Source organism: Lysinibacillus sp. NPDC097195 (genome assembly GCF_044762075.1).
GTDB lineage: Bacteria > Bacillota > Bacilli > Bacillales_A > Planococcaceae > Lysinibacillus.
In genome coordinates this window covers 1,884,279-1,903,448 of sequence record NZ_JBIWDP010000001.1, presented here as the reverse complement: position 1 = coordinate 1,903,448, position 19,170 = coordinate 1,884,279, and the positions used below count along the sequence as shown (strand labels likewise).

The 19,170-nt window shown below is 35.7% G+C and carries 24 protein-coding genes; 18 read left to right on the top strand and 6 right to left on the bottom strand.

Annotation, left to right across the window (positions count from 1 at the left end):
- The first annotated feature begins 56 nt into the window (after positions 1–56).
- Positions 57–920, top strand: a complete 864-nt coding sequence (locus ACIQXI_RS09855; RefSeq protein ID WP_402924010.1) for an AraC family transcriptional regulator — start codon at positions 57–59, stop codon at positions 918–920.
- A 105-nt stretch (positions 921–1,025) separates the two neighbouring features.
- Here ACIQXI_RS09855 and ACIQXI_RS09850 read toward each other — a convergent pair whose 3' ends face one another.
- Both ACIQXI_RS09850 and ACIQXI_RS09845 read right to left on the bottom strand, forming a co-directional pair.
- Positions 1,026–1,289 carry a Parvovirus coat protein VP1-like protein gene (locus ACIQXI_RS09850; RefSeq protein ID WP_402924007.1) on the bottom strand — a complete coding sequence of 88 codons (264 nt, stop codon included), beginning with the start codon at positions 1,287–1,289 and terminating at the stop codon, positions 1,026–1,028.
- A 98-nt stretch (positions 1,290–1,387) separates the two neighbouring features.
- Entirely contained in the window at positions 1,388–2,149 is a 762-nt protein-coding gene (locus ACIQXI_RS09845) for an MBL fold metallo-hydrolase (protein WP_402924004.1), read from the bottom strand.
- Positions 2,150–2,369: 220 nt separating this feature from the next.
- Here ACIQXI_RS09845 and ACIQXI_RS09840 point away from each other — a divergent pair, with 220 nt between their 5' ends.
- Both ACIQXI_RS09840 and ACIQXI_RS09835 read left to right on the top strand, forming a co-directional pair.
- On the top strand, positions 2,370–3,104 hold the full coding sequence (locus ACIQXI_RS09840) for a hypothetical protein (protein WP_402924001.1): 735 nt from the start codon (positions 2,370–2,372) through the stop codon (positions 3,102–3,104).
- A gap of 24 nt (positions 3,105–3,128) precedes the next feature.
- The gene (locus tag ACIQXI_RS09835; protein WP_402923998.1) at positions 3,129–4,394 is read left to right on the top strand and encodes a glutathionylspermidine synthase family protein; all 1,266 of its coding nucleotides are present in this window, start codon (positions 3,129–3,131) and stop codon (positions 4,392–4,394) included.
- A gap of 57 nt (positions 4,395–4,451) precedes the next feature.
- On the opposite strand, the gene ACIQXI_RS09830 is transcribed toward ACIQXI_RS09835, so the two are convergent.
- A complete protein-coding gene (locus tag ACIQXI_RS09830; RefSeq protein ID WP_402923995.1) occupies positions 4,452–4,925 on the bottom strand; it encodes a YbaK/EbsC family protein in 474 nt (157 codons plus the stop codon).
- Between the two features lie 139 nt (positions 4,926–5,064).
- Here ACIQXI_RS09830 and ACIQXI_RS09825 point away from each other — a divergent pair, with 139 nt between their 5' ends.
- The 7 genes from ACIQXI_RS09825 to ACIQXI_RS09795 all read left to right on the top strand — a co-directional run bounded on the left by ACIQXI_RS09825 (position 5,065) and on the right by ACIQXI_RS09795 (position 9,493).
- The gene (locus tag ACIQXI_RS09825) at positions 5,065–5,430 is read left to right on the top strand and encodes a cupin domain-containing protein (RefSeq protein ID WP_402923992.1); all 366 of its coding nucleotides are present in this window, start codon (positions 5,065–5,067) and stop codon (positions 5,428–5,430) included.
- Positions 5,431–5,670: 240 nt separating this feature from the next.
- On the top strand, positions 5,671–6,180 hold the full coding sequence (locus tag ACIQXI_RS09820; RefSeq protein ID WP_402923989.1) for a GNAT family N-acetyltransferase: 510 nt from the start codon (positions 5,671–5,673) through the stop codon (positions 6,178–6,180).
- Positions 6,181–6,266: 86 nt separating this feature from the next.
- On the top strand, positions 6,267–7,214 hold the full coding sequence (locus ACIQXI_RS09815) for a DUF2268 domain-containing putative Zn-dependent protease (RefSeq protein ID WP_402923986.1): 948 nt from the start codon (positions 6,267–6,269) through the stop codon (positions 7,212–7,214).
- 155 nt (positions 7,215–7,369) lie between these two features.
- Positions 7,370–7,801: a hypothetical protein gene (locus ACIQXI_RS09810; RefSeq protein ID WP_402923984.1), complete on the top strand. Its 432-nt coding sequence runs from the start codon at positions 7,370–7,372 to the stop codon at positions 7,799–7,801.
- Positions 7,802–7,821: 20 nt separating this feature from the next.
- Positions 7,822–8,277, top strand: coding sequence for a hypothetical protein (locus tag ACIQXI_RS09805; protein ID WP_402923981.1), 456 nt, complete (start codon positions 7,822–7,824; stop codon positions 8,275–8,277).
- Positions 8,278–8,309: 32 nt separating this feature from the next.
- Entirely contained in the window at positions 8,310–8,915 is a 606-nt protein-coding gene (locus tag ACIQXI_RS09800; protein WP_402923979.1) for a DUF2441 domain-containing protein, read from the top strand.
- 17 nt (positions 8,916–8,932) lie between these two features.
- Positions 8,933–9,493 carry a group-specific protein gene (locus tag ACIQXI_RS09795; RefSeq protein WP_402923976.1) on the top strand — a complete coding sequence of 187 codons (561 nt, stop codon included), beginning with the start codon at positions 8,933–8,935 and terminating at the stop codon, positions 9,491–9,493.
- A gap of 150 nt (positions 9,494–9,643) precedes the next feature.
- Here the strand turns inward: ACIQXI_RS09795 and ACIQXI_RS09790 are convergent, their stop codons facing one another.
- A complete protein-coding gene (locus ACIQXI_RS09790) occupies positions 9,644–11,005 on the bottom strand; it encodes an MFS transporter (protein ID WP_402923974.1) in 1,362 nt (453 codons plus the stop codon).
- 239 nt (positions 11,006–11,244) lie between these two features.
- Between ACIQXI_RS09790 and ACIQXI_RS09785 the strand changes: the two genes are divergently transcribed.
- Both ACIQXI_RS09785 and ACIQXI_RS09780 read left to right on the top strand, forming a co-directional pair.
- Positions 11,245–11,889 (top strand): LysE family translocator, encoded by a 645-nt coding sequence (locus tag ACIQXI_RS09785; protein WP_402923972.1) that lies wholly within the window; start codon positions 11,245–11,247, stop codon positions 11,887–11,889.
- Positions 11,890–11,929: 40 nt separating this feature from the next.
- Positions 11,930–12,670 (top strand): alpha/beta hydrolase, encoded by a 741-nt coding sequence (locus tag ACIQXI_RS09780; RefSeq protein WP_402923969.1) that lies wholly within the window; start codon positions 11,930–11,932, stop codon positions 12,668–12,670.
- A gap of 67 nt (positions 12,671–12,737) precedes the next feature.
- Here the strand turns inward: ACIQXI_RS09780 and ACIQXI_RS09775 are convergent, their stop codons facing one another.
- Positions 12,738–13,610 carry a DMT family transporter gene (locus ACIQXI_RS09775; RefSeq protein ID WP_402923967.1) on the bottom strand — a complete coding sequence of 291 codons (873 nt, stop codon included), beginning with the start codon at positions 13,608–13,610 and terminating at the stop codon, positions 12,738–12,740.
- Positions 13,611–13,961: 351 nt separating this feature from the next.
- Here ACIQXI_RS09775 and ACIQXI_RS09770 point away from each other — a divergent pair, with 351 nt between their 5' ends.
- The 6 genes from ACIQXI_RS09770 to ACIQXI_RS09745 all read left to right on the top strand — a co-directional run bounded on the left by ACIQXI_RS09770 (position 13,962) and on the right by ACIQXI_RS09745 (position 17,167).
- Positions 13,962–14,417 carry a GNAT family N-acetyltransferase gene (locus ACIQXI_RS09770; protein ID WP_402925732.1) on the top strand — a complete coding sequence of 152 codons (456 nt, stop codon included), beginning with the start codon at positions 13,962–13,964 and terminating at the stop codon, positions 14,415–14,417.
- Positions 14,401–14,946 (top strand): DinB family protein, encoded by a 546-nt coding sequence (locus tag ACIQXI_RS09765; protein ID WP_402923965.1) that lies wholly within the window; start codon positions 14,401–14,403, stop codon positions 14,944–14,946. The genes ACIQXI_RS09770 and ACIQXI_RS09765 overlap by 17 nt, the downstream gene beginning before the upstream one ends.
- Positions 14,906–15,397 carry a hypothetical protein gene (locus tag ACIQXI_RS09760; protein ID WP_402923962.1) on the top strand — a complete coding sequence of 164 codons (492 nt, stop codon included), beginning with the start codon at positions 14,906–14,908 and terminating at the stop codon, positions 15,395–15,397. Before ACIQXI_RS09765 ends, ACIQXI_RS09760 begins: the two co-directional genes overlap by 41 nt.
- Before the next feature lie 337 nt (positions 15,398–15,734).
- Entirely contained in the window at positions 15,735–16,070 is a 336-nt protein-coding gene (locus ACIQXI_RS09755; protein WP_402923960.1) for an ASCH domain-containing protein, read from the top strand.
- Positions 16,071–16,229: 159 nt separating this feature from the next.
- On the top strand, positions 16,230–16,535 hold the full coding sequence (locus ACIQXI_RS09750) for a hypothetical protein (protein ID WP_402923957.1): 306 nt from the start codon (positions 16,230–16,232) through the stop codon (positions 16,533–16,535).
- A 314-nt stretch (positions 16,536–16,849) separates the two neighbouring features.
- Positions 16,850–17,167: a hypothetical protein gene (locus ACIQXI_RS09745; protein ID WP_402923954.1), complete on the top strand. Its 318-nt coding sequence runs from the start codon at positions 16,850–16,852 to the stop codon at positions 17,165–17,167.
- Between the two features lie 95 nt (positions 17,168–17,262).
- Here ACIQXI_RS09745 and ACIQXI_RS09740 read toward each other — a convergent pair whose 3' ends face one another.
- Positions 17,263–18,942 (bottom strand): methyl-accepting chemotaxis protein, encoded by a 1,680-nt coding sequence (locus ACIQXI_RS09740; RefSeq protein ID WP_402923952.1) that lies wholly within the window; start codon positions 18,940–18,942, stop codon positions 17,263–17,265.
- Between the last annotated feature and the right edge of the window lie 228 nt (positions 18,943–19,170).

Below are 19,170 nucleotides of genomic sequence, written 5' to 3'. Positions count from 1 at the left end.
AAAGACAGGATGAAAAAATCTAAATACGATAACCTAAAAGCAAGGAGTGAGGGCAATTGAGTTGGATTGAGTCGATTCAAAAGGCTATAAATTATATAGAGGAGCATTTGCACGAACCGATTACGATGGAGCATATCGCACAAGAAGTAAACGTCTCTGTTTTTCATTTTCAACGGACTTTTTCTATTCTTACGGATATGTCCATTGCAGATTATATTAGACGAAGAAGATTGACTCTTGCGGCACAAGAGTTAATCAATACAAATGTTAAAATAATCGATCTCGCCTACAAGTATGGCTATGACTCTCCTGAAGCTTTTACAAAAGCCTTTCGTAAGCAACATAACGTAACGCCAAGTGACGCCCGTAAACAGCAAGGTCCATTACAATCATATAACCGCCTCGTAATCCAGGTGAGTCTGAAAGGAGCAGAACCAATGAAGTATAATATTGTAGAAAAAGAAAAGTTTCAAGTCGTAGGCATAAAAAGGACTTATAATTGCCAAAAAGGCGAGAATTTGCAGGGAATACCGTTATTTTGGGATGAAGTAAATCGTCAAGGAATGGACGAACAATTATTTGCTTTAAATAACGGACAAATTAAAGGGGTACTAGGTGTTTGTGTACCGGACGAAAACTATAAAGAAAATAATTTAATAGATTATTGGATTGGGACAGAGCATATCGGGGATGTACCTGACAACATGTTATCGATGGAGGTGCCAGCATCCAAATGGGTTGTGTTTGAAGTACATGGCCCAATGCCGCATGCCATGCAAAATGCTTGGAAGCAAATTTTCTCAGAATGGTTCCCTTCTAATCCGTACGAACCTGCTGGAACAGCTGAATTAGAAGTTTATACTGACGAAGACCCTACAAGTGAAGATTTATACTCGGAAATTTGGATACCGATTAAATAAAAGTGCCAAATAAAAGTGCCAGGCACTCAAACAATTTACACACAATTTAATGAAATCGGCAAAAGCCAAGAATGGACAATCAGTCTCATTCTTGGCTTTTGGTGATTAAAAGAAGTTATTACGCAATGCAAATACTTTATAAAATAATTTCGCATCCTTGCTCATCTTGCTGTTGGCGTTCATTTGTGGCAATAAACACTTTTGAAACAGATCATCACAATATTTTGATCTACCGTATTTAGCATAACAGTCGTCATGTTTTTTGCAGCAGGAGTCAACAGCGTTTATTGGTGCGCCAGGTCCTGAACATCCAGGACCGCAATAGCGATAGCCAGGATAACAAAAACCAAATCTTCTATTCCTGTTCATAATGACTAACCTCTTTTCAAAATAGTCTCCACACTATAAATTATGTCGAGTGAACTTTTGATAAGGGATGAAAAACTACTGAAAACTCAAAAAATCTCCTAGTATAGAAGCAAAGTTTCTCCATCATTAGGCATTGTTACAGCATGTTCTAGCTGTTGTTCCTTAAGATAATCTGTTAGTTGAGCTCTACTTAATTTGCAATGATTAATCGTTTCTAGATGGACGACAACCAGCTTCGTCCTTGGAGATATATTGGCAATACGTGCAATGTCTTCGCGTTTCATCGTAATAATAGTGCCCCACATCATTTCAGCCTCTGCTACGTTTAAAATGGCCACTTCTGGCATCAACTCACGGAATGCCTGTGCAATAGTAGGGGTAAAAATACAATCACTAAGTATAAAAATAGAGCCTTCTGTCGCTGTATGTAAGAAAAAGCTTGAAACCGGTCCTAGCAGCCTACCCGTAAGACCAGGCGCATGTGATCCTTGTATTCGCTTTATGTGAATGCCTTGCCATTCATAACTATCTTCTACTGCTATCACATTGATAAAACCAGCAGATTGTACTGCTCTGGCATCTCGCGGCTGACAAAAGACAGGTATGTTTTTATTAAGGATGGCTATCGCTTTTTTATCCCAGTGGTCAAAATGCCGATGTGTAAGTAATATAGCATCGATATGTTCAAAACTGTTCAATGCAACAGGCAATGGTGTTAATGGATTTTTACGATAGTTCCAAGTAAAAGGTACAGGCGCAAGTTCGCCAACATCACCTAACATCGGGTCAATTAATATTCTTTTTTGATTGAACGTTAGAATGGATGTAGCGTGTCGAAGATGGTGAAGCGAAATGGGCATAGTAAAACTCCTGTTTTCTAAAAAAATGTTGTAAATACATATTCTCATAGATTCTATCATATTATGCCATTTATGTGAAAAGGAGATAAAATATAGAGAGTGCTCGTTTTTTATTAGAATACTATTGTACTATTATTTATAGCGTGAAATTGTCAATAAAATGAAACTAAATAACAAGTTATACGTAAAAATAGTTAACAAGTTGAAGGAGACTGCGAATATGGCGAAACAAATGAAAAAATATATGGCAGTGACCACAGCGTCACTCATGGCCATGCAATTATCTGCATGTGGCAATAGTGAAACACAGACAATGGAGGAAACGAATACCCCGGTTGATACGCCGAGTACATCAGCAAATAATAATCAAGTTACTAGTGAGGAAGGTCTACTCAACGTACATAATAGTGAAATGGCGGATGCTTGCGAGGAATGGCGAGAAAGCGATGATGGTTCGTTTGAATGTTTAGATGAAAATTCACCGTATTATGCCCAGCATTTCTTTAATGGCTTAATGTATGCTACTGCAGGTGCCATGATTGGCAGTGCCATTTATAAAAGTAAGAATCTAAAAAATGGAACTGAAAGAGACGAAAACAGTGGCCGTTCAGCTGGAGCAGCAACGACCACTACGAATAAATCAAATAGCATTACAACAGGCGGTTCATCTTCGTCTTCAACGGGCGCATCATCAAGTGGGGGAAATATAGATTTGAATAAATCCACATCGAATAGCTCAACAGCCAATGGTACTAATTCGAATGCCACAACGACGAGTGGGACGAATGCAAATTCTAGTGGCACGAATTCCTATTCGAGTGGTCAGCGTTCATACTCGAATGGTACTAGTTCATCTTCAAGTAATACTTCTAATTCGTATTCAAGTTCTTCTAGCACTGGTAAATCTGGTTTTGGCTCTGGAGGTGCTTCTAGAGGTGGCTCTTCGTCGTCCTAATCGATTGAAAATGGGGGGAATCTAATGGAACATCATACATTTAGTAAGCAACGGCAAAAATTTTATGCACAATTTCCTCATTTTTTTTATAATGTTGAAGATCTAGAGTATGCCTTATACGATGTGAAAGAACTATCAAAAGAGCAAATTGACGAGCTGTATTATGCCTCCAACATCCTATGGCAAATCTTTTTAAAAGTTGGCAAACAATTTAAGCATTTATCTGATGAACAACTTTGTGCTTTAGGAATTCGGGCAGAAATGGTGCCCTATATTGACTTGGACTATTTACAGCAACAGTCTATCCTTGCTCGTTTCGATTTTATTTGTACAGAGGACGGTCACATTAAATGTCTCGAACTTAACGGAGAAACGCCCTTTCTTGTGCAAGAAACATTCGAGATGAATCAACAGCTTTGTCAGCATTTTCACGTAGAAAATCCAAATGATGTGTCAGCACTCCAAAAAACATTATCTGGAGCACTTTTTGCCGCCATGCACTATATACATGATGTGAAAAAGCCTAAAATCGTCATTACCGGGAAAACGGCTGAAGCAGACTTTGAGGAGTATTGTCAGGTGAATTTTTTGAAAACATGTGTGCCATTTGAACTTGAATACGTACCAATCGACAAGCTCATTATTTTTTCAAACGATACACCAAATAGAACAAGAGGGCTATATACCCCTACTATGGAGAAAATCGATATTTTATATCGCCCTGCACATCCAGTAGAGTTTTTAATTGATGATATAGCACCCGATGGCGAAAAAATTGGCCTGCAGCTTTTGGAGCTTGTGAAAGATCGTAAGCTCGCGATTATTAATCCACCAGCTGCCTATGTCCTACAATCTAAAATTTTGTTATGGCTTATTTGGGAACGGAAAAATGATCCACTGTTATTTAATGCGGAGGAACGGGCTGCAATTAATAAATACATGTTACCGACGTCCTTATCTCCACAATCCTTTATAGCACAGGGAATACCCTATGTAAAAAAGCCTGTATATTCTCGTGAAGGCAATACAGTTGAAATTTATGCTGGTGACGGCACGAAAACAAATGCATCTGCCAATACGCACTATGATGATAATTTGTTTATTTACCAGCAATACGTAGAAATGCCATCCATTAATATTCAACTGGCTGATGGCTTACATTCAAAGAAATGGCTAATTGGTTCTTTTATTGCTGATAATCATGCCTGTGGTCTGTCTTGCCGTGTGGGCAATCAAATTACAGAATGGGACTCACATTGGCTCGCTGTCGGTTATAGAGCTGTCCTTTAAAATAAAAAATCCACTTCGCTTACCGCGTACGCAGTAGGTTAAGTGGATTTTTTTGAGTTAGTCGTTCCAGCCTTTACAAACATCAATCCATTGTTGATAAGGTGTATACCCCTCTAACTCTTGAATACTAAGTTCAATTGCAGAATTACTGCTACCACATGCGGGGAAAACTGTTGCAAATCGTTTAAGCGATTCATCTAAATATACAGCAACCCCTTCATTAATACCGAATGGGCAAACGCCCCCGATATCATGACCAATGCGATCATTTACTTCTTCCTTTGCCAGCATCTTAGCCTTCACGCCAAAAATGGCCTTATATTTGGCATTGTCAATTTTGGCATCACCCGCAGCTACAATTAAAATAGCCCCATCATTGACAAGAAACGATAGCGTTTTAGCGATGCGCTCTGGTTCACAGCCCAGTGCCTGAGCGGCCATTTCTACGGTTGCGGAACTTTCGCTTAGTTCCTGAATTTTATGCTCTATATTCCATTGTGCAAAATGCTCACGTACTTTTTCTATTGCCATATGTAAACTCCTCCTTGCCATTTATATTTATTTTAACATAATTTTCAGAAATTAATTTATTGATTATAAATAGGAAATGAAAACAACTTTATTTGCCTTTGTCTAAAGTGTAATATAAGGAAAAAAAGGAGGAATTTATATGAATCACAATCCTATTAATTTCAGCGAAAAGCTATCGAAGTTTAACCAGCATTGGTCTCCTAAAGTCATTGCTGAAATGAATGATTATCAGTTTAAGTTAGTTAAAATTCAAGGGGACTTTGTATGGCACCAACATCAGGAGACAGATGAAGTATTCATCGTTCTGGATGGAGAAATGGTAATTGCCTTCCGAGATGGTGAGGTTAAACTATCAGCAGGTGAAATGTATGTTATACCAAAAGGTGTGGAGCACAAGCCTTATGCAGAAAAAGAATGCAAAATAATGATTGTAGAGCCGAGAGGTGTTGTCAATACAGGTGAAATACAGAACGACAGGACGGCTGAAAATGATGTTTGGATTTAAAGAATATATGATGGCAGGCAGCCGAGGGCGATCGCCACTAGACCTGTGAGAAAAGCCACTATATGCGTGACAATCGCCACTCAATCAGTATGAAAAGCCACAAATATCGCCGATAGAAGGTCGTGAATCGCTGGTAAACTCCATGAAATCGCCGATAAACCCCTACGAATCGCCGAAAGAACATATTAAATCGCCAGTAATTATGGCTAAATAATCGAATCTATAAAGAGGATTGATCAAATGGATAGTAATTTTATCATGAGAAAAGCAGATGTCACAGATGCGAAAGCAATAGCGAAAGTACATGTCGACAGTTGGAGAACAACATATGCCAACATTGTGCCGGATGATTATTTATCCAATTTATCGTATGAAAGTCGTGAACAGAATTGGCAAAAAACCATTCCAAATGGCGGGGTATTTGTTGTCGAAAATGATGCAGGAAACATTGTTGGTTTCGCATCTGGCGGCAAAGAAAGAAGTGGAAAATATAGTGGTTTTGAAGGTGAATTATATGCCATTTATATTTTACAAGAATACCAAGGTAGAGGGATTGGTAGAGCACTTGTGACAGCCATAGTAGAAGAAATAAAGCGAATGGGATGGACTTCTATGCTCATTTTAGTACTAAAAGACAATAATGCTTGTCAATTTTATGAAACACTCGGCGCTAAAAAGCTCGACACTGTTGACATTCACATCGCAGGGAAAAAACTTGCTGAACTTGTGTATGGCTTAGAAGATATTTGAAATATAAATACCCGTACTTTTGAGGAAAATATGTGATATATGGTAATATATGTTTGCAATCATTTTTTTGAAAAGGATGGGTTTTAATGAAGAACTTTCTGAAAATATATATGTTACTCAGTGCCATGCTCATACTTGCTTCCTGTACACAGACAGAAGAGTCGCATAAAAAACAAGAAACTGAAAGTATCGTTACATCATTCGAGCATCCAGAAACAAAGCAAAAATATAAAATCGTCCATGCCTACAAGCTTTATGACAACTATCAAGAGCAAGTGGAAAGTAGTAACGGAAAACAATCAAAACGAGAAATTTATAAAGAAGAGGTTATAGAACCTATCTTTAGTGATTGTTTTGAAAATGGAGAATATATACATATGGCAGATGATGCACTATACGTAGCGCCTGAACAATTAACAGATAATCAATTATTAAGTGAAAAAATTAATAGAGAAGAAACAGAAAAGCTGATTAAAGAAGCGCTTTTCAAATCTTCAGACCTTATTCCATCCGACATAGAAACGACTGTATGTGTTCTTCCAGCCACTAATGTAAATGCTAGTATGGTCACGGTAGGGGCGGGGAAAATAATCGTTCTTTACAATAAAGATTATACTGAAAATCATTTAAGGTTTGATACAGCGCACGAATATCATCATAGTATTTGGGCTGAGAAGAAGTATGGAAGTGGAGATGAAGATTTTACAGTTTTAGATAACATGGTCTTAGAAGGCAAGGCAGTGATGTTTAATAAATTAGTTTATCCTGATTATTATGATGATATGTTGTTCTCTGCATACGACAGTGAAAATTGGTCAAAAGTTGTAGGAGATTTAGATAGTACGAACATTAGGAGGTCACTAGAAATCAATTTCGGAGGGGGTGAACTACCCTATTCATATGGTTACAGTGAGGGCTATAAAATGGTGAAATCCTATCTCGATTTACACCCAAATGTTACACCTGAAGAATGGACTGCTCTAAGCGCAAAAGAAATTTTTGAAGGCGGCAATTATCTCGAACATTATCAATAAAGGATGGTCTTGGAAGCATGGCAAAAGTAGAGAAACTATCTTTAACAACCATTGCAGTCCTTTATAAGGCTTGATTGAATTGGAATTATTTGTAACGTAATGGAGTTTTAATCGTCTAATTATAATAAAAGTTCTTTTAGTAAGGGGTGTTATGCTTGAGATATTCAGTATTGCTTTCTGCTTTTGTAGTCATGTTACTTTTCCCATGCAAAGCAATGGCAACAAGTTGGGCATATCCTTTTGTTGTATGGGACGATTATATCTATGTCGTTAGCGATGAATATGTAGAAAATATAGATAAAGTAATTGGAAAAGTCACGAAGTATTCGGATATGGAACAATATGAAGGTAATTTCTCGAATGTTTATTCAAAAGGAACGAAATACTATTCAATCAAAGGTATAGATACGGGTACGGCCATTGCAATTCAAGAAGAGAATGGTCAATATATAAAAGCTTTCAGAGAAGGCGAATATACTTATCAAAAAAGTTACCTTCCATTTGTCTATAAAGGTTTAGGAGCTTTTGCGATATTAATTGTTGGATTGATGGTATTTACACTAAAAAATAATTACAACGCAAAATAGTTAAATATGGAGGCGCCTGAATGAAAATTAAATTATTTTGTACAAGTCTATTAATACTTGTATTGCTATCGGGATGTGTAAATAAAGAGACGTTTACGACAAATGATATAGAAAAAATAAAGTTAGCATTAATTAAAACAGAAACATTGGAAAATGGCATATCCTATACGATTAATTTAAAAAATGATAGTGATTTTGTTATTAAACAAAACAATGTTTTTGTGTCATTCCCTATTAAATTAGGTGAAAGTGGTTTGAAAGATAATAAGTACACGGTAGAAGCAGAGGGCAATAAATTAGATATTCAGCCAGGGGAAGAAATTACATTACATGTTTTAATGCCTTTTGAAGGTATTGGAGATCAATCAGTGTTAGGCATTGATAATCCTAATATCCAACTTAAGGGTTACATAGAGACTGTTGATAATGAGCATCAATTTAGTACGGGAGGTAGTTTGATTAAAGAAGAAAGCTAATGTTTGGGGGGCATTAGCGAAGGAGGTAGACCATGAACGACAACGAATTTTTTGCTTATCACCTTGTAACGAGAAAGAAAATGATGAAAGGGCAAATCATTCACTTTGACAATAACCAGAAAAACACCTTATATAGCTTCTTTTTTGAAAAGCAACAATTAAATATGAATGGTGAAGATTTTTTCCAAATTTTATATGGTCAAAAGACAAAGGATGGCTTGTGCCTAAGTAAAGAAAATGCTGAAGTTACGATTAAGTATGTAGATCAAACAATCAGAGCTATTAGAGAAGTAATAGTAGAAATGGTTAGACTTGAACATTTTTCTGACTATCCATCAAGATTATCTTGCTTATACGCTGCAAAAAGCTACGACGATGTTATGAGATGGAAAGAAGTGTTTGATTTATACAATCGCAATGTATTACAAATTGTTAAACTTCGAGTTAGTGGTAAATGTTTTGAAGGAAATGCGAATCTTTTACCACAAGCAGATGGGGCCCCCTTCTCTCAAAAAATTGAACAAGCCCACGAATATTGGAAAAGCATTGTTAAAAGCGAGCTTACTGAACTTTTGATAAATGGCAAAATGGAAGTAGTAGAAATTATCGAGGAATTCTCAACAAATAATTTAGAGTAAACAAGGGAGAGGGGACAATGGGAAATTTTATCTATCATATGGTTCCACAAGAGATGATTGGAAATATGCTTATTCCGTTGAATTCTTTAAAGCAGGCGTATCCTCATTTATACGAAAAATACTCCATGAAATATTATAATCACCCTGAAAGAGCAAATCTTCTTAAAAGACAAGTTCCAAAATTAAATTGCTTGTGGAATGATGTGCTTCATTTTTTACCTATACATCCGTATTCCATTTACGAAACGATTACAAGTTTAGGTATCGAACCGAAGGCGAATCTACAATTTTATAAAATCCCAATACAAAATTTAAAATTTAATTATAATGCTATGTATCTTTATTCAAAAGAAAATTATAGAGGCCCATCAGAAGAAATAAATCAAGATGAAATTAGGATCATTGATATAGACGATTATAAAGAAATAACAGAACTCCCTCTAGCAACAATTGAATATTATAGGACTGAAAAAGAACAGGGCAGTGACTTTGGTCTGTTCCCATTTATTCCTCATCTATTAAGCCATGGAGAAGTGGCTATTCAGGGTGTAGAGATTATTCAGTGGAATAAACCCTAATTAAGAAATTTTCATTAAAATTAGCGGGGAGTATCTAATGGGTATGCAATTACCTTTTACCAAAGAATTGCCGTTTTTAGAGCACCGCTTCAATGCATCAAGTTTAAAAAAGCCAAATTTTTCGATTTGGCTTTAAAATTTAATCGTACTTTATATACCTTTATCTTTCTTAGTAATATAAAGAACGGTAGGTATGATGAACAGCGAAACAATTAGTAAAACAACTGAAATGGAATTTTTATTTGCATCAGTTACCCCAGTGGCAAACATAACACCATATAAACTTGATGCAAGTATATTCCCAATAAATCTGGAGGTTTGCAATAATCCTGAAGATATACCACTTTGTTCTTTGGAAACAATCGAATATAGAGAATTTTGGGTACCAATTGATAATGCACCATTACTGATGCCAGTGATGGATAACACGATAAACACCCATAATAAATTTGACGATTGATTAAAAGCAAACAGTAATCCCACACCTAAGATTCCAACAATCGCACCACACATTAATGGGATTCTAAATCCTGCTTTTTCTATCCATCGTGTTGCTATTGGTGTCATCAACATTGCAAACATAGAAATAGAAAGTAACATAATTCCAGCTGATTTTGAATCAAGCATCATCACTTTTTGTAGGTAAGTAGGCATAGACAAAATTAAAGCGAAAAAGATTAGTGTGACTAAGATAAATTGAAGATACACAAAAGATATCTTTGGATTTTTCGTTAAAAACAACACATTTATAAATGGTTCTTTTTTTCTTTTTTCATAGTGATAAAACAAAAGTGAAATGAAAATCGTCAACATAAATGTAACTACATTAAAGCCATTTTCTAATGATTGAAGAAATACCATCCAACATGTCAATAGGAGACTAAATAGAAGAATACCAATAACATCCCATTTAAATGGTGTCATGGCTTGTTTCTTATCATTAGGTATACATACAAAAGCCAATATTGCAGAAGTTATGATAATGGGAAAATTAACATAGAAAATTACCGACCAACCAGCATTCTGAATTAATAAGCCACTAATAGTTGGTCCAAGTGCTGCAGAAGTAGTGGAGAATACAGCTATAGTTGCAATGACCCTATTTTGGTTTTTATTAATATAGGTACGCACAATGCCTATTCCAGCTGGGAAAAGAGCTGAGGTTCCTATGGCTTGTATGGTTCTCATTCCTAGTAAAAACAACATATTGGGAGATAATGGCGCTAATAAAGAGGAAAGTGAGACAAGTATTAATCCAGATAGAAAGATTTTTTTTCTACCATAATGGTCACTTAATTTACCAGCGAGCGGTAAAAAAATTGCACTGACAATAAAATAGGAAGAAATTAATAAAGAAATATCTTTAGAGGAAAGTTGAAATGCATGTTGTATGGCTGGCAATGCAACGGTAATCATAGTTGTATTTAAAGGGTTTAAAATGACGCCTAAAATAATTGCGGCAACAATTAATCTGGGGTATTTAACCAAATTAACGTTATTTGATTCTAACATAATTGTTCCTTCTTTCTAACTTATAAATCGAGTATTACTTATAGTTTATGATTATAACAAACTTTATAGTTACTTGCCCACGTGTAAAGTAAATTCAACATTGTAGCACCACCCCAGACCATAAAATAATAATTTGATTTTACTCCATTGGCATACTTGAAGGTGTAATAATAAAAATATTGTGAGTATTGTATGAATTCGTTATAGTTACAATGTCTAGTTACTTTGGAGGTGAGCAAATGTTTGATTTTATTTCTTTAGATTATAGTCATTTTGTCGCTTTTTTAGTTGCGACATTGGTTATTGCCATTATTCCTGGTCCAGATATGGCGTTTATCGTTAGCCGTAGCGTTTCTGAAGGGAAAAAGGCAGGCATAGCGACAGCATGTGGCATGCAAGTTGGGGTAATGTTTCATATTCTACTAGCTGCTTGTGGGTTATCGGCTATTTTGCTGAAATCGGCACTTGTTTTTCAAATTGTAAAGTACATAGGTGCTGCCTATTTAATTTATTTAGGTATCCAGACGGTTCGCGATAAAAAGGGGATAAACATTACAATACAAGAAACGCAAGGTGGGATTCGTAAAGCGTTTTGGCAAGGCGCTATAACGGATATTTTTAATCCAAAAGTTGCTTTGTTTTTCCTGACGTTTCTCCCGCAATTTATTTCGCCTGCCATGGGCAATACGTTTTGGCAATTCACCGTGCTCGGCGTTATTTTTGGATGTCTAACTCTAGTCGTTGATGTTTGCTATTCGATTATTGCCAGTTCCGTTCGAAATGTTTTAGTAAAAAATAAAACCGCCATGTACTGGCAGAAAATAGTGAGTGGATTTACATTAATCGGCTTAGGTACTTTATTAGCCCTTGAAAAAAGAAGTTAAGTAATAATTAGCACATGGCTACAGAGAGGTTTTTGATATCATGATGAAAATTGTACCCCCTAAGCCTTTTTTCTATAAAGGTGGAGAGCAAGCTGTTTTACTATTGCATTCTTTCACAAGCAATACCATTGATATGAAAAAGCTAGGAAAATATTTGCAACAGCACAATTATACTTGCTATGCCCCGTTATACAGAGGTCATGGTTTAACAGCTGAAAAACTGCTTACATTTAGACCAACAGATTGGTGGCAAGATGTACTGGACGGTTATCAGCTATTAAAAGATGAAGGTTATGGAAAAATAGCGGTCGTTGGTCTTTCGCTCGGTGGGGTGTTTGCCCTAAAAGCTGCACAAGAGTTGGAGTTAAGCGGTGTTGTGACAATGTCTGTGCCAATACATAGAGAAGCTTCTTTTCTCCAAAAGCGCGTTTTTCATTATGCAAAAAGTTTTAAACAACTGGAAGGGAAAAATGAAGATCAAATCCATCATGAAATCACACAACTTCAACAGATGTCTATCCATTCATTAGTTGAGTTCCAACAGCTCATTCAAAAAACGGTGGATCAATTAGCACGTATAACGTCACCAATCAGTATATTATATGGTGCGTTAGATGAGACGTTGTACAAAGACAGTGCTGAGGTCATTTATCAAAGCGTTGGCTCGCAGCAGAAAAAAGTGAAGGCGTATCCGAATGCTAAACATTTAATGACATTGGGCACTGATAAAGACGACGTGAACAAAGATATACTTGCATTTTTAAACGATTTACATTGGTAACTTTCAATTCGTAGTAGCGTGTAATAAAAAACAGTGGGAAATAACTACTTCCCACTGTAAATGCTATTTATTGTTCCGAAAATTTGCGTGATTTTATTTCGCTAACGAATGTTGAGGCTAAAAGTAATGCACCACCGAGCATTTGAAGCATCGTCATGTGCTCTTGCAAAATAAGGGCCGAAATTAATATCGCGACAAATGGATCAACATAACTTAACATCGCAATACTTTGCCCCTTTAGATTCTCCATCCCCGAAAAAAATAACCAAAATCCAATCCCAGTATTAAAAATCCCTAAAATCAAAATAAAAGGGATTGACGAACTCGTGACATGAAATATACCCAAACCACAAGTTAAGAAAACATACGGCATAAGCAATAAAGCAGTGATACCAAGCTGAAAAATTGTCAGCTCTAGTTTTTCTATAGCTTTAATAAATTTATTTAATAGCAATAATGCGGCATAAAATGCTGCGGCAATTAAGCCATAAAAAAGGCCGAGTAGGTCATCCGTTTTAGATGCACTCAAACCGTCACCGACGATGAAAACTAAACCAATTACAGCGACTGTCACACAAGCCATTTTTCTAATAGACAATGGTTCCTTCAGCACAAAGGGGGACAGCAGCATGACAAACACTGGTGCAAAGTAATAGCCGAGTGTTGCGTTGGCAATGCTTGTATGGTCGTAGGATTGGTAAAGGAAAACCCAATTCCCTGCTAATGCAATACTGGAAAAAAGCAAAATGGAAGCATTTAACTTTACTAAATACCATGAAAATTTTTTCTTCATTATAAAGAAAAGGATAGTTAAAAATAAGCAACCTATAAAACTGCTTAGTAAAGCTCTTTCGCTCGAAGTTAGATCAATTTTCCGCACAACTAAACCGATTGTACCGAAAATGATCATGGATACAATAAACTGAATGTTAGATTTCATTGTTTACTCCTTCGAATCTGCGAAACAGCTTAGATCTCGCAGATTCTTAATCTGGTTTGTCTAGAAGCATGTTGCGTGATGCCTTTGCTGAAGTAAACGGTGGTGGTGATGTTGAAAATGGTTTGCTCCTGTAGCCAATTGTGTTGATTGATGACATAATCAATTCCTCCCGTTTAATGAAAAATTTTGTTAATTACTTATTATACCAAATGTATGCTAGAGAATATTTATAAATCCCTGTTATAGAAGGGATTTAGCAAATTTACATAGAAGTTATAAATAAAAACAGGGGGTGTCACTATCATTACGATTAGCAGTATTACAAACAATGAATTAGATTTTTTGACAGATATGTTTTATGAATCGATTTATATTTTAGAAAATAAGCCACAAAAGGAAGACTTAATCAACTCGCCGCATCTTAAAAAATACCATGAAGGTTGGGGGAGAAATGGAGATACGGCATTGATTGCGTGCAATGCAAAGCACGAGCCGGTCGGTGCGGCTTGGTATCGCTTGTTTACCGACGATAATAAAGGATATGGCTACGTAGATAGTAAAACGCCTGAATTAGGTATAGCAGTGAAGGCACAAGTGAGGGGGCAAGGCGTAGGAACGTTACTGATGGAGAAAATCATTCAACAAGCAAAATGTGATGGATATAAGTCTATTTCTTTAAGTGTAGATCTTGAAAATAGTCATGCGATTTATATTTATAGAAAGCTAGGTTTTGAGGATTATGAAATATGTGGTACCTCTATAACGATGGTTTATAAGGCAGGGAAAGAAGATGTCCGTATATTGTAGACATGCTATACATCAAATAGAAGTTGCAGTAAAGACGATAGTAGAGATGGTTGATAGAATAGCAGAACAAGATTTACTTAAAAGACCGACCCCGAATAAACATTCCATTGGCGAATTGTTGGAGCATATTGCGACTATTTGTAAAGCGGATTCACTTATTGCAGATGGAGCATCCCAAGATAGGATGAATGACTATTATGCGAGTCAATCATTTGAAAATCGATATCAGATAAAAGAAGCATTGCTACATAATTACCAATTATTAAAAGATGAATTTATGAATTATACAGAAGCGCAACTTCAAGAGGAAGTAACTGCTTATTGGGGTATTACCTATTCACGATATGAATGGTTATTAGAAATAGTTGCTCATATTTATCATCACAGAGGGCAATTACACGCGATGCTTGTGCATTGTTACGGAATAGATTTAAAGGTCACATTATTTGAATGTGAAGAAAACGAGACGTTTATTTTATGGGTTCCTGTTGTTTTTAGTATTGGGTTTTATCTCTTTCCAAATTGCTGAATCGTTGAACGAGAGCTACCGTGAAGTCCGTAACACCTTCATTAATGAATTGAATGGTAAAAACCTTAGTAGTGGTGATATTCAAAACATCGAACAGACACTACACGCAATAAATGCACAATTTCATACAGGTGAGAGCATAGCGATTCATGTAAAAAAAGCCTCCATCGAAGATATACAATATATAAATTTAGATTTTACAGAGGCGCAACATGTATTTCCGATGAATGCTGATAATCAAGTTTCTTTGTTAACTGAACTTTTTTATGTCACAGAAGGATTTAACGCAGGAGAATATTATTTTGTCCATCGCTATTTCCCAGATTGGTATTATGTATTGCCAATCGCGCTGTTTATTATAAGTGCATTGTTGTTTGTTCTATGGGCTTACTTGCAACTTAAGTATATGTCTACTACAAAAATATTAAAATTTAGATTTAATGAAGCGTGAGGTGAGCAAATGTATTGGGAAACGGTTCCTAATTGGGTTTTAATTATTTATTACATATTTCTACTAGCATCTTTGGGAGCTGCACTAATGAATATTATCCGCTCAAGGACTGTTGTTTTGTCGACGGTGACATTGATTCTAGCACTCACTATTCCCATCATTAGTATTATCAACAGTATTGGGCGAGAAATAGGGGTAGACGAGTTCGAGCATTTCATTGCCCAATTACAACAAGGAGCCCCCTGGTCGATTTACGCCCTACTAGGGTACTGTTTTCTCTTTGTTTGGTGGGTGATTTATTTTATACAACGATTTAATAAACGGCGGGGGTATTCAAGTGGAACATCAAATGGGGATTTATGATAATTTTTTTAGCTCCATAAAAGAGGGAGAAAAGACGGTAGAAGTTCGGTTGAATGATGAAAAGAGAAGAAAAATCAAAGTTGGAGACACGATAAAGTTTATATGCCTTCCATCTAAAAACGAAACTTTACATGTACAAGTAACGGCATTAAGAAAATATGATACTTTTGAAGAAATGTATAAAGACATTCCTTTTAAAGCATTCGATTGTGAAGGTTGGACAATGAAAGAAATGTTGGACAGTACATATGAAATTTACACATCAAATCAAGAAAAACAATGGGGTACATTAGCTATTACGATACAATAAACAAATTCTTTAAATGGAAGCAAAAAAATCGCTGATACCATGTGAATCGCCGATAAAGTCTCTAAAATCGGCGATAGGGAATTAACCACAATCAAAAAACTCCTCTTAAACTGAAGGATTTTTATGGTAAAATAGAAGAAAATAGCAAGGTGAATGTTGATGGCTGAAAAGATTGTTATGATAATTTTTATGATTCCTATCTATGGTTTAATTATTTGGTCTTATTTTAATCCTGAAGAAAGTTTATTGTTAGGTAGAAAATGGAAATATGAAGAAGAACCTACCTTTTCAAATGAGCTTATCCGGTATACGAAATTCACGTCATTGGTAGCAATGATTGGACTTCCTATCGTTGCAATAAGTTTTATCTTTGACATTTACATTCTTAGATTTTCGGTAGTGGTAATCGTATTAGTAGTAATCATCGGGGCACTTAAAATATTTACAAATGAACATCGCGCTTAGAAGATAGAGTTGCTCATGCAGCTCTTTTTCTTTTGTTAGTAAGCAAATAAAAGGGGAAGGAATCACTTGGCTGATTTTTTTTATTTAAATGAAAAGTCCCGAAACATATTGAAGGAAGGAATTTCTCTTATATTCATATTCATTTAGTTGGCGAGAAAACAGAACGTACTCTATAGATATGCTAAGGGTCACTTAATGTCTAAATTTTGTGCTAACTAGCTCCTTTTATTTTTGTAAATTTGGTTATTTTTTGAAACTTTGTAAAGTGTTCATACGTATACGTAGTAATACTAAAGTGAATGGGAGTGAGGCACATGAGTAAAAGTAAGATTTTCGCAATCATTCTCCTCGTTCTTTTTGTAGGAGCATTTATAGCGGGTATGTATACTATTACGGATGTTCAAATTGAAAGTACCTATAAACTTGATGAACAAAGTATTATCGAAAGAAATGGTGAGCGTTTTTTAGTAATTGATGATCGTGAATTGGCTTTATCGAAGCGCTATTACGACAAGATTAATTTAGAAAAATACAATGAATACAAAGTTAAGTATGTTTATAATACATTGAAAAAAAACGATGGTGAAGTTGTGGCACTTAAAAGATATGGTGAACAGCCTTGGGGTCAATAGCTAGTTTAAATTGCTGTTAAGCCTCATGAAACTGCCAATACAAATTTATGAACAAAAAAGATATGTACTGGATTCCAGTACACATCTTTCCGTTTTTAAACTGTAAATTTTTTAGTAATTTGATTTAATTGCTCAGATTGGTTTGCTAGCATTTGCGAGCTTTCTAATATTTGTTCCATTAAACTAGCTGTTTCTTCGGTAGAAGCGGTTGTTTGTTCTATGCCGGCAGCTGATTCCTCTGATACGCTTGCGATTTGACGAATGGATACATTTAGTTGTTCACCTTTGTCCACAAAATGTTCAAGCTCACTAGAGATAAAACCAACTTTCGTTGTCATTCCTTCCACAAGGTCAGCAATTAAATGGAAGGTTTCAGCTGTTTCTTTAATTTGGGATGTTCCGTTTTGAATCGTTTGATAGCCGACTTCTAGTGAGGATGCAACTTCGGTTGATTCTTGCTGGACAGCTTTCACGATGTTCGTAATGTCATTGACACTATATTTTACTTCCTCTGCAAGCTTTCTTACTTCGTCTGCTACAACAGCAAAGCCTTTGCCATTTTCTCCAGCTCTTGCAGCCTCGATGGCCGCATTGAGTGCTAATAAATTAGTCTGGTCTGAAATATTGGTAATAACAGCGATAATATCATTAATTTTTGCCGTTTTATGATCCAACTCTTTTACCTTTGCGACTGAATCTTCCACTAAATCTTCAATTTCATGCATATTATTTTCGGAAATAGCCATGAGCTTATTTCCGCTCAATGTAGCCGCTTTTACTTTCCCAGTTAGGTTCCTTACTTCTTTTCCTTCATCGCTTGATAATTTAATTTTATCAATGAAATCGGCAAGCGTTTCGCCTAGATTTGCACAATTGTGTGCTTGTTCCTGGGAGCCTGAAGCTAATGCCTCCATTGTTAGGGCAATTTGTAGGCTTCCTTCTTTCACTTCATTTGCTGATGCGGAAAGTCCTCGGCTTTGATTTTTTACATGGTCACTGGCTTCTATAATGCTCGTAATAACATGTTTTAAATGATCATTCATCGTATTTGTAGCCTGTATTAATTGCGCGGTTTCATCTTTAGTTTTTGTTACTAAATTCGAAGTTTGTAAGTTTCCTTCTGCAATTTGTAACATTCGCGTGACTACTTTTTTTATAGGGCTAGAAATGATACGCGCAGTTATAACAGCTAGAACAATTGCGACTATGATGATAAGGATGGACATGATTAAACTTGCATTTTTCATGCTAATTCCCGTTTCAATCACATCATCTCCCTGTGAGAGAATAATGTTTTTTCGAGTATCTGCAATCTCTTTAAAACCAGCCATTAAATCTCTACCAAGTGGCTGTACTTTATCGGCCATAATGGCAAGTGCCTGTTCTTTATTTCCTTTATCAAACGCTACAAATACTTCATCTGTAATCGTTTTACGCCATTCTACACTTTTTTCAATCAGTTGTTTGGCTTTTTCTGAATGGGTTTCTTGCAGCACTTGATTTTGTAATTCCTTACTTTCTTCCGTGTATTGAAGAAATGACTCTTTGTATGATGGGTCATTGTATAATATGTATCCACGCGCTAACGCAATTCGTTCGGCAATATTGAACGCTAATTCTTCATCAGCAATTAATAGTGGTAAATCTTCTTTTAAAATACCTTCCGTATCTTGATTGAATTTTTTGATGGAATTGAAATTATACACGCACAACGCTGAAATTAATAAGACGACAATGAAGAATACGCTTAATAATTTATGTTTAATGCTTTTCACTAAGGTTCCTCTTTTCTTGACAGTAGTGTTTGAAAGGATTTTAAATAGATTTTTTACTATGTATAGGTAATTTCTGCCACGCGAAATAATTTTATAAAATAATTATTAATTCGTCAATAAGTTGATTAGAAAAAAATATTAGTTGTATTTAGTTTTTGAAATATAAATCTTTATTTCCTTAATATAATGGGTTTTTGTGACTTGTTTTTGAAATACAAAATGTCTCTT

What these genes read in the sequence shown, in the direction of transcription:
- ACIQXI_RS09850 (WP_402924007.1), bottom strand. Translation starts at nt 1,289, where the DNA reads ATGAACAGGAATAGAAGATTTGGTTTTTGTTATCCTGGCTATCGCTAT.
- ACIQXI_RS09845 (WP_402924004.1), bottom strand. Translation starts at nt 2,149, where the DNA reads ATGCCCATTTCGCTTCACCATCTTCGACACGCTACATCCATTCTAACG.
- ACIQXI_RS09840 (WP_402924001.1), top strand. Translation starts at nt 2,370, where the DNA reads ATGGCGAAACAAATGAAAAAATATATGGCAGTGACCACAGCGTCACTC.
- ACIQXI_RS09835 (WP_402923998.1), top strand. Translation starts at nt 3,129, where the DNA reads ATGGAACATCATACATTTAGTAAGCAACGGCAAAAATTTTATGCACAA.
- ACIQXI_RS09830 (WP_402923995.1), bottom strand. Translation starts at nt 4,925, where the DNA reads ATGGCAATAGAAAAAGTACGTGAGCATTTTGCACAATGGAATATAGAG.
- ACIQXI_RS09825 (WP_402923992.1), top strand. Translation starts at nt 5,065, where the DNA reads ATGAATCACAATCCTATTAATTTCAGCGAAAAGCTATCGAAGTTTAAC.
- ACIQXI_RS09820 (WP_402923989.1), top strand. Translation starts at nt 5,671, where the DNA reads ATGGATAGTAATTTTATCATGAGAAAAGCAGATGTCACAGATGCGAAA.
- ACIQXI_RS09815 (WP_402923986.1), top strand. Translation starts at nt 6,267, where the DNA reads ATGAAGAACTTTCTGAAAATATATATGTTACTCAGTGCCATGCTCATA.
- ACIQXI_RS09805 (WP_402923981.1), top strand. Translation starts at nt 7,822, where the DNA reads ATGAAAATTAAATTATTTTGTACAAGTCTATTAATACTTGTATTGCTA.
- ACIQXI_RS09800 (WP_402923979.1), top strand. Translation starts at nt 8,310, where the DNA reads ATGAACGACAACGAATTTTTTGCTTATCACCTTGTAACGAGAAAGAAA.
- ACIQXI_RS09795 (WP_402923976.1), top strand. Translation starts at nt 8,933, where the DNA reads ATGGGAAATTTTATCTATCATATGGTTCCACAAGAGATGATTGGAAAT.
- ACIQXI_RS09790 (WP_402923974.1), bottom strand. Translation starts at nt 11,005, where the DNA reads ATGTTAGAATCAAATAACGTTAATTTGGTTAAATACCCCAGATTAATT.
- ACIQXI_RS09785 (WP_402923972.1), top strand. Translation starts at nt 11,245, where the DNA reads ATGTTTGATTTTATTTCTTTAGATTATAGTCATTTTGTCGCTTTTTTA.
- ACIQXI_RS09780 (WP_402923969.1), top strand. Translation starts at nt 11,930, where the DNA reads ATGATGAAAATTGTACCCCCTAAGCCTTTTTTCTATAAAGGTGGAGAG.
- ACIQXI_RS09775 (WP_402923967.1), bottom strand. Translation starts at nt 13,610, where the DNA reads ATGAAATCTAACATTCAGTTTATTGTATCCATGATCATTTTCGGTACA.
- ACIQXI_RS09770 (WP_402925732.1), top strand. Translation starts at nt 13,962, where the DNA reads ATGTTTTATGAATCGATTTATATTTTAGAAAATAAGCCACAAAAGGAA.
- ACIQXI_RS09765 (WP_402923965.1), top strand. Translation starts at nt 14,401, where the DNA reads ATGTCCGTATATTGTAGACATGCTATACATCAAATAGAAGTTGCAGTA.
- ACIQXI_RS09750 (WP_402923957.1), top strand. Translation starts at nt 16,230, where the DNA reads ATGGCTGAAAAGATTGTTATGATAATTTTTATGATTCCTATCTATGGT.
- ACIQXI_RS09745 (WP_402923954.1), top strand. Translation starts at nt 16,850, where the DNA reads ATGAGTAAAAGTAAGATTTTCGCAATCATTCTCCTCGTTCTTTTTGTA.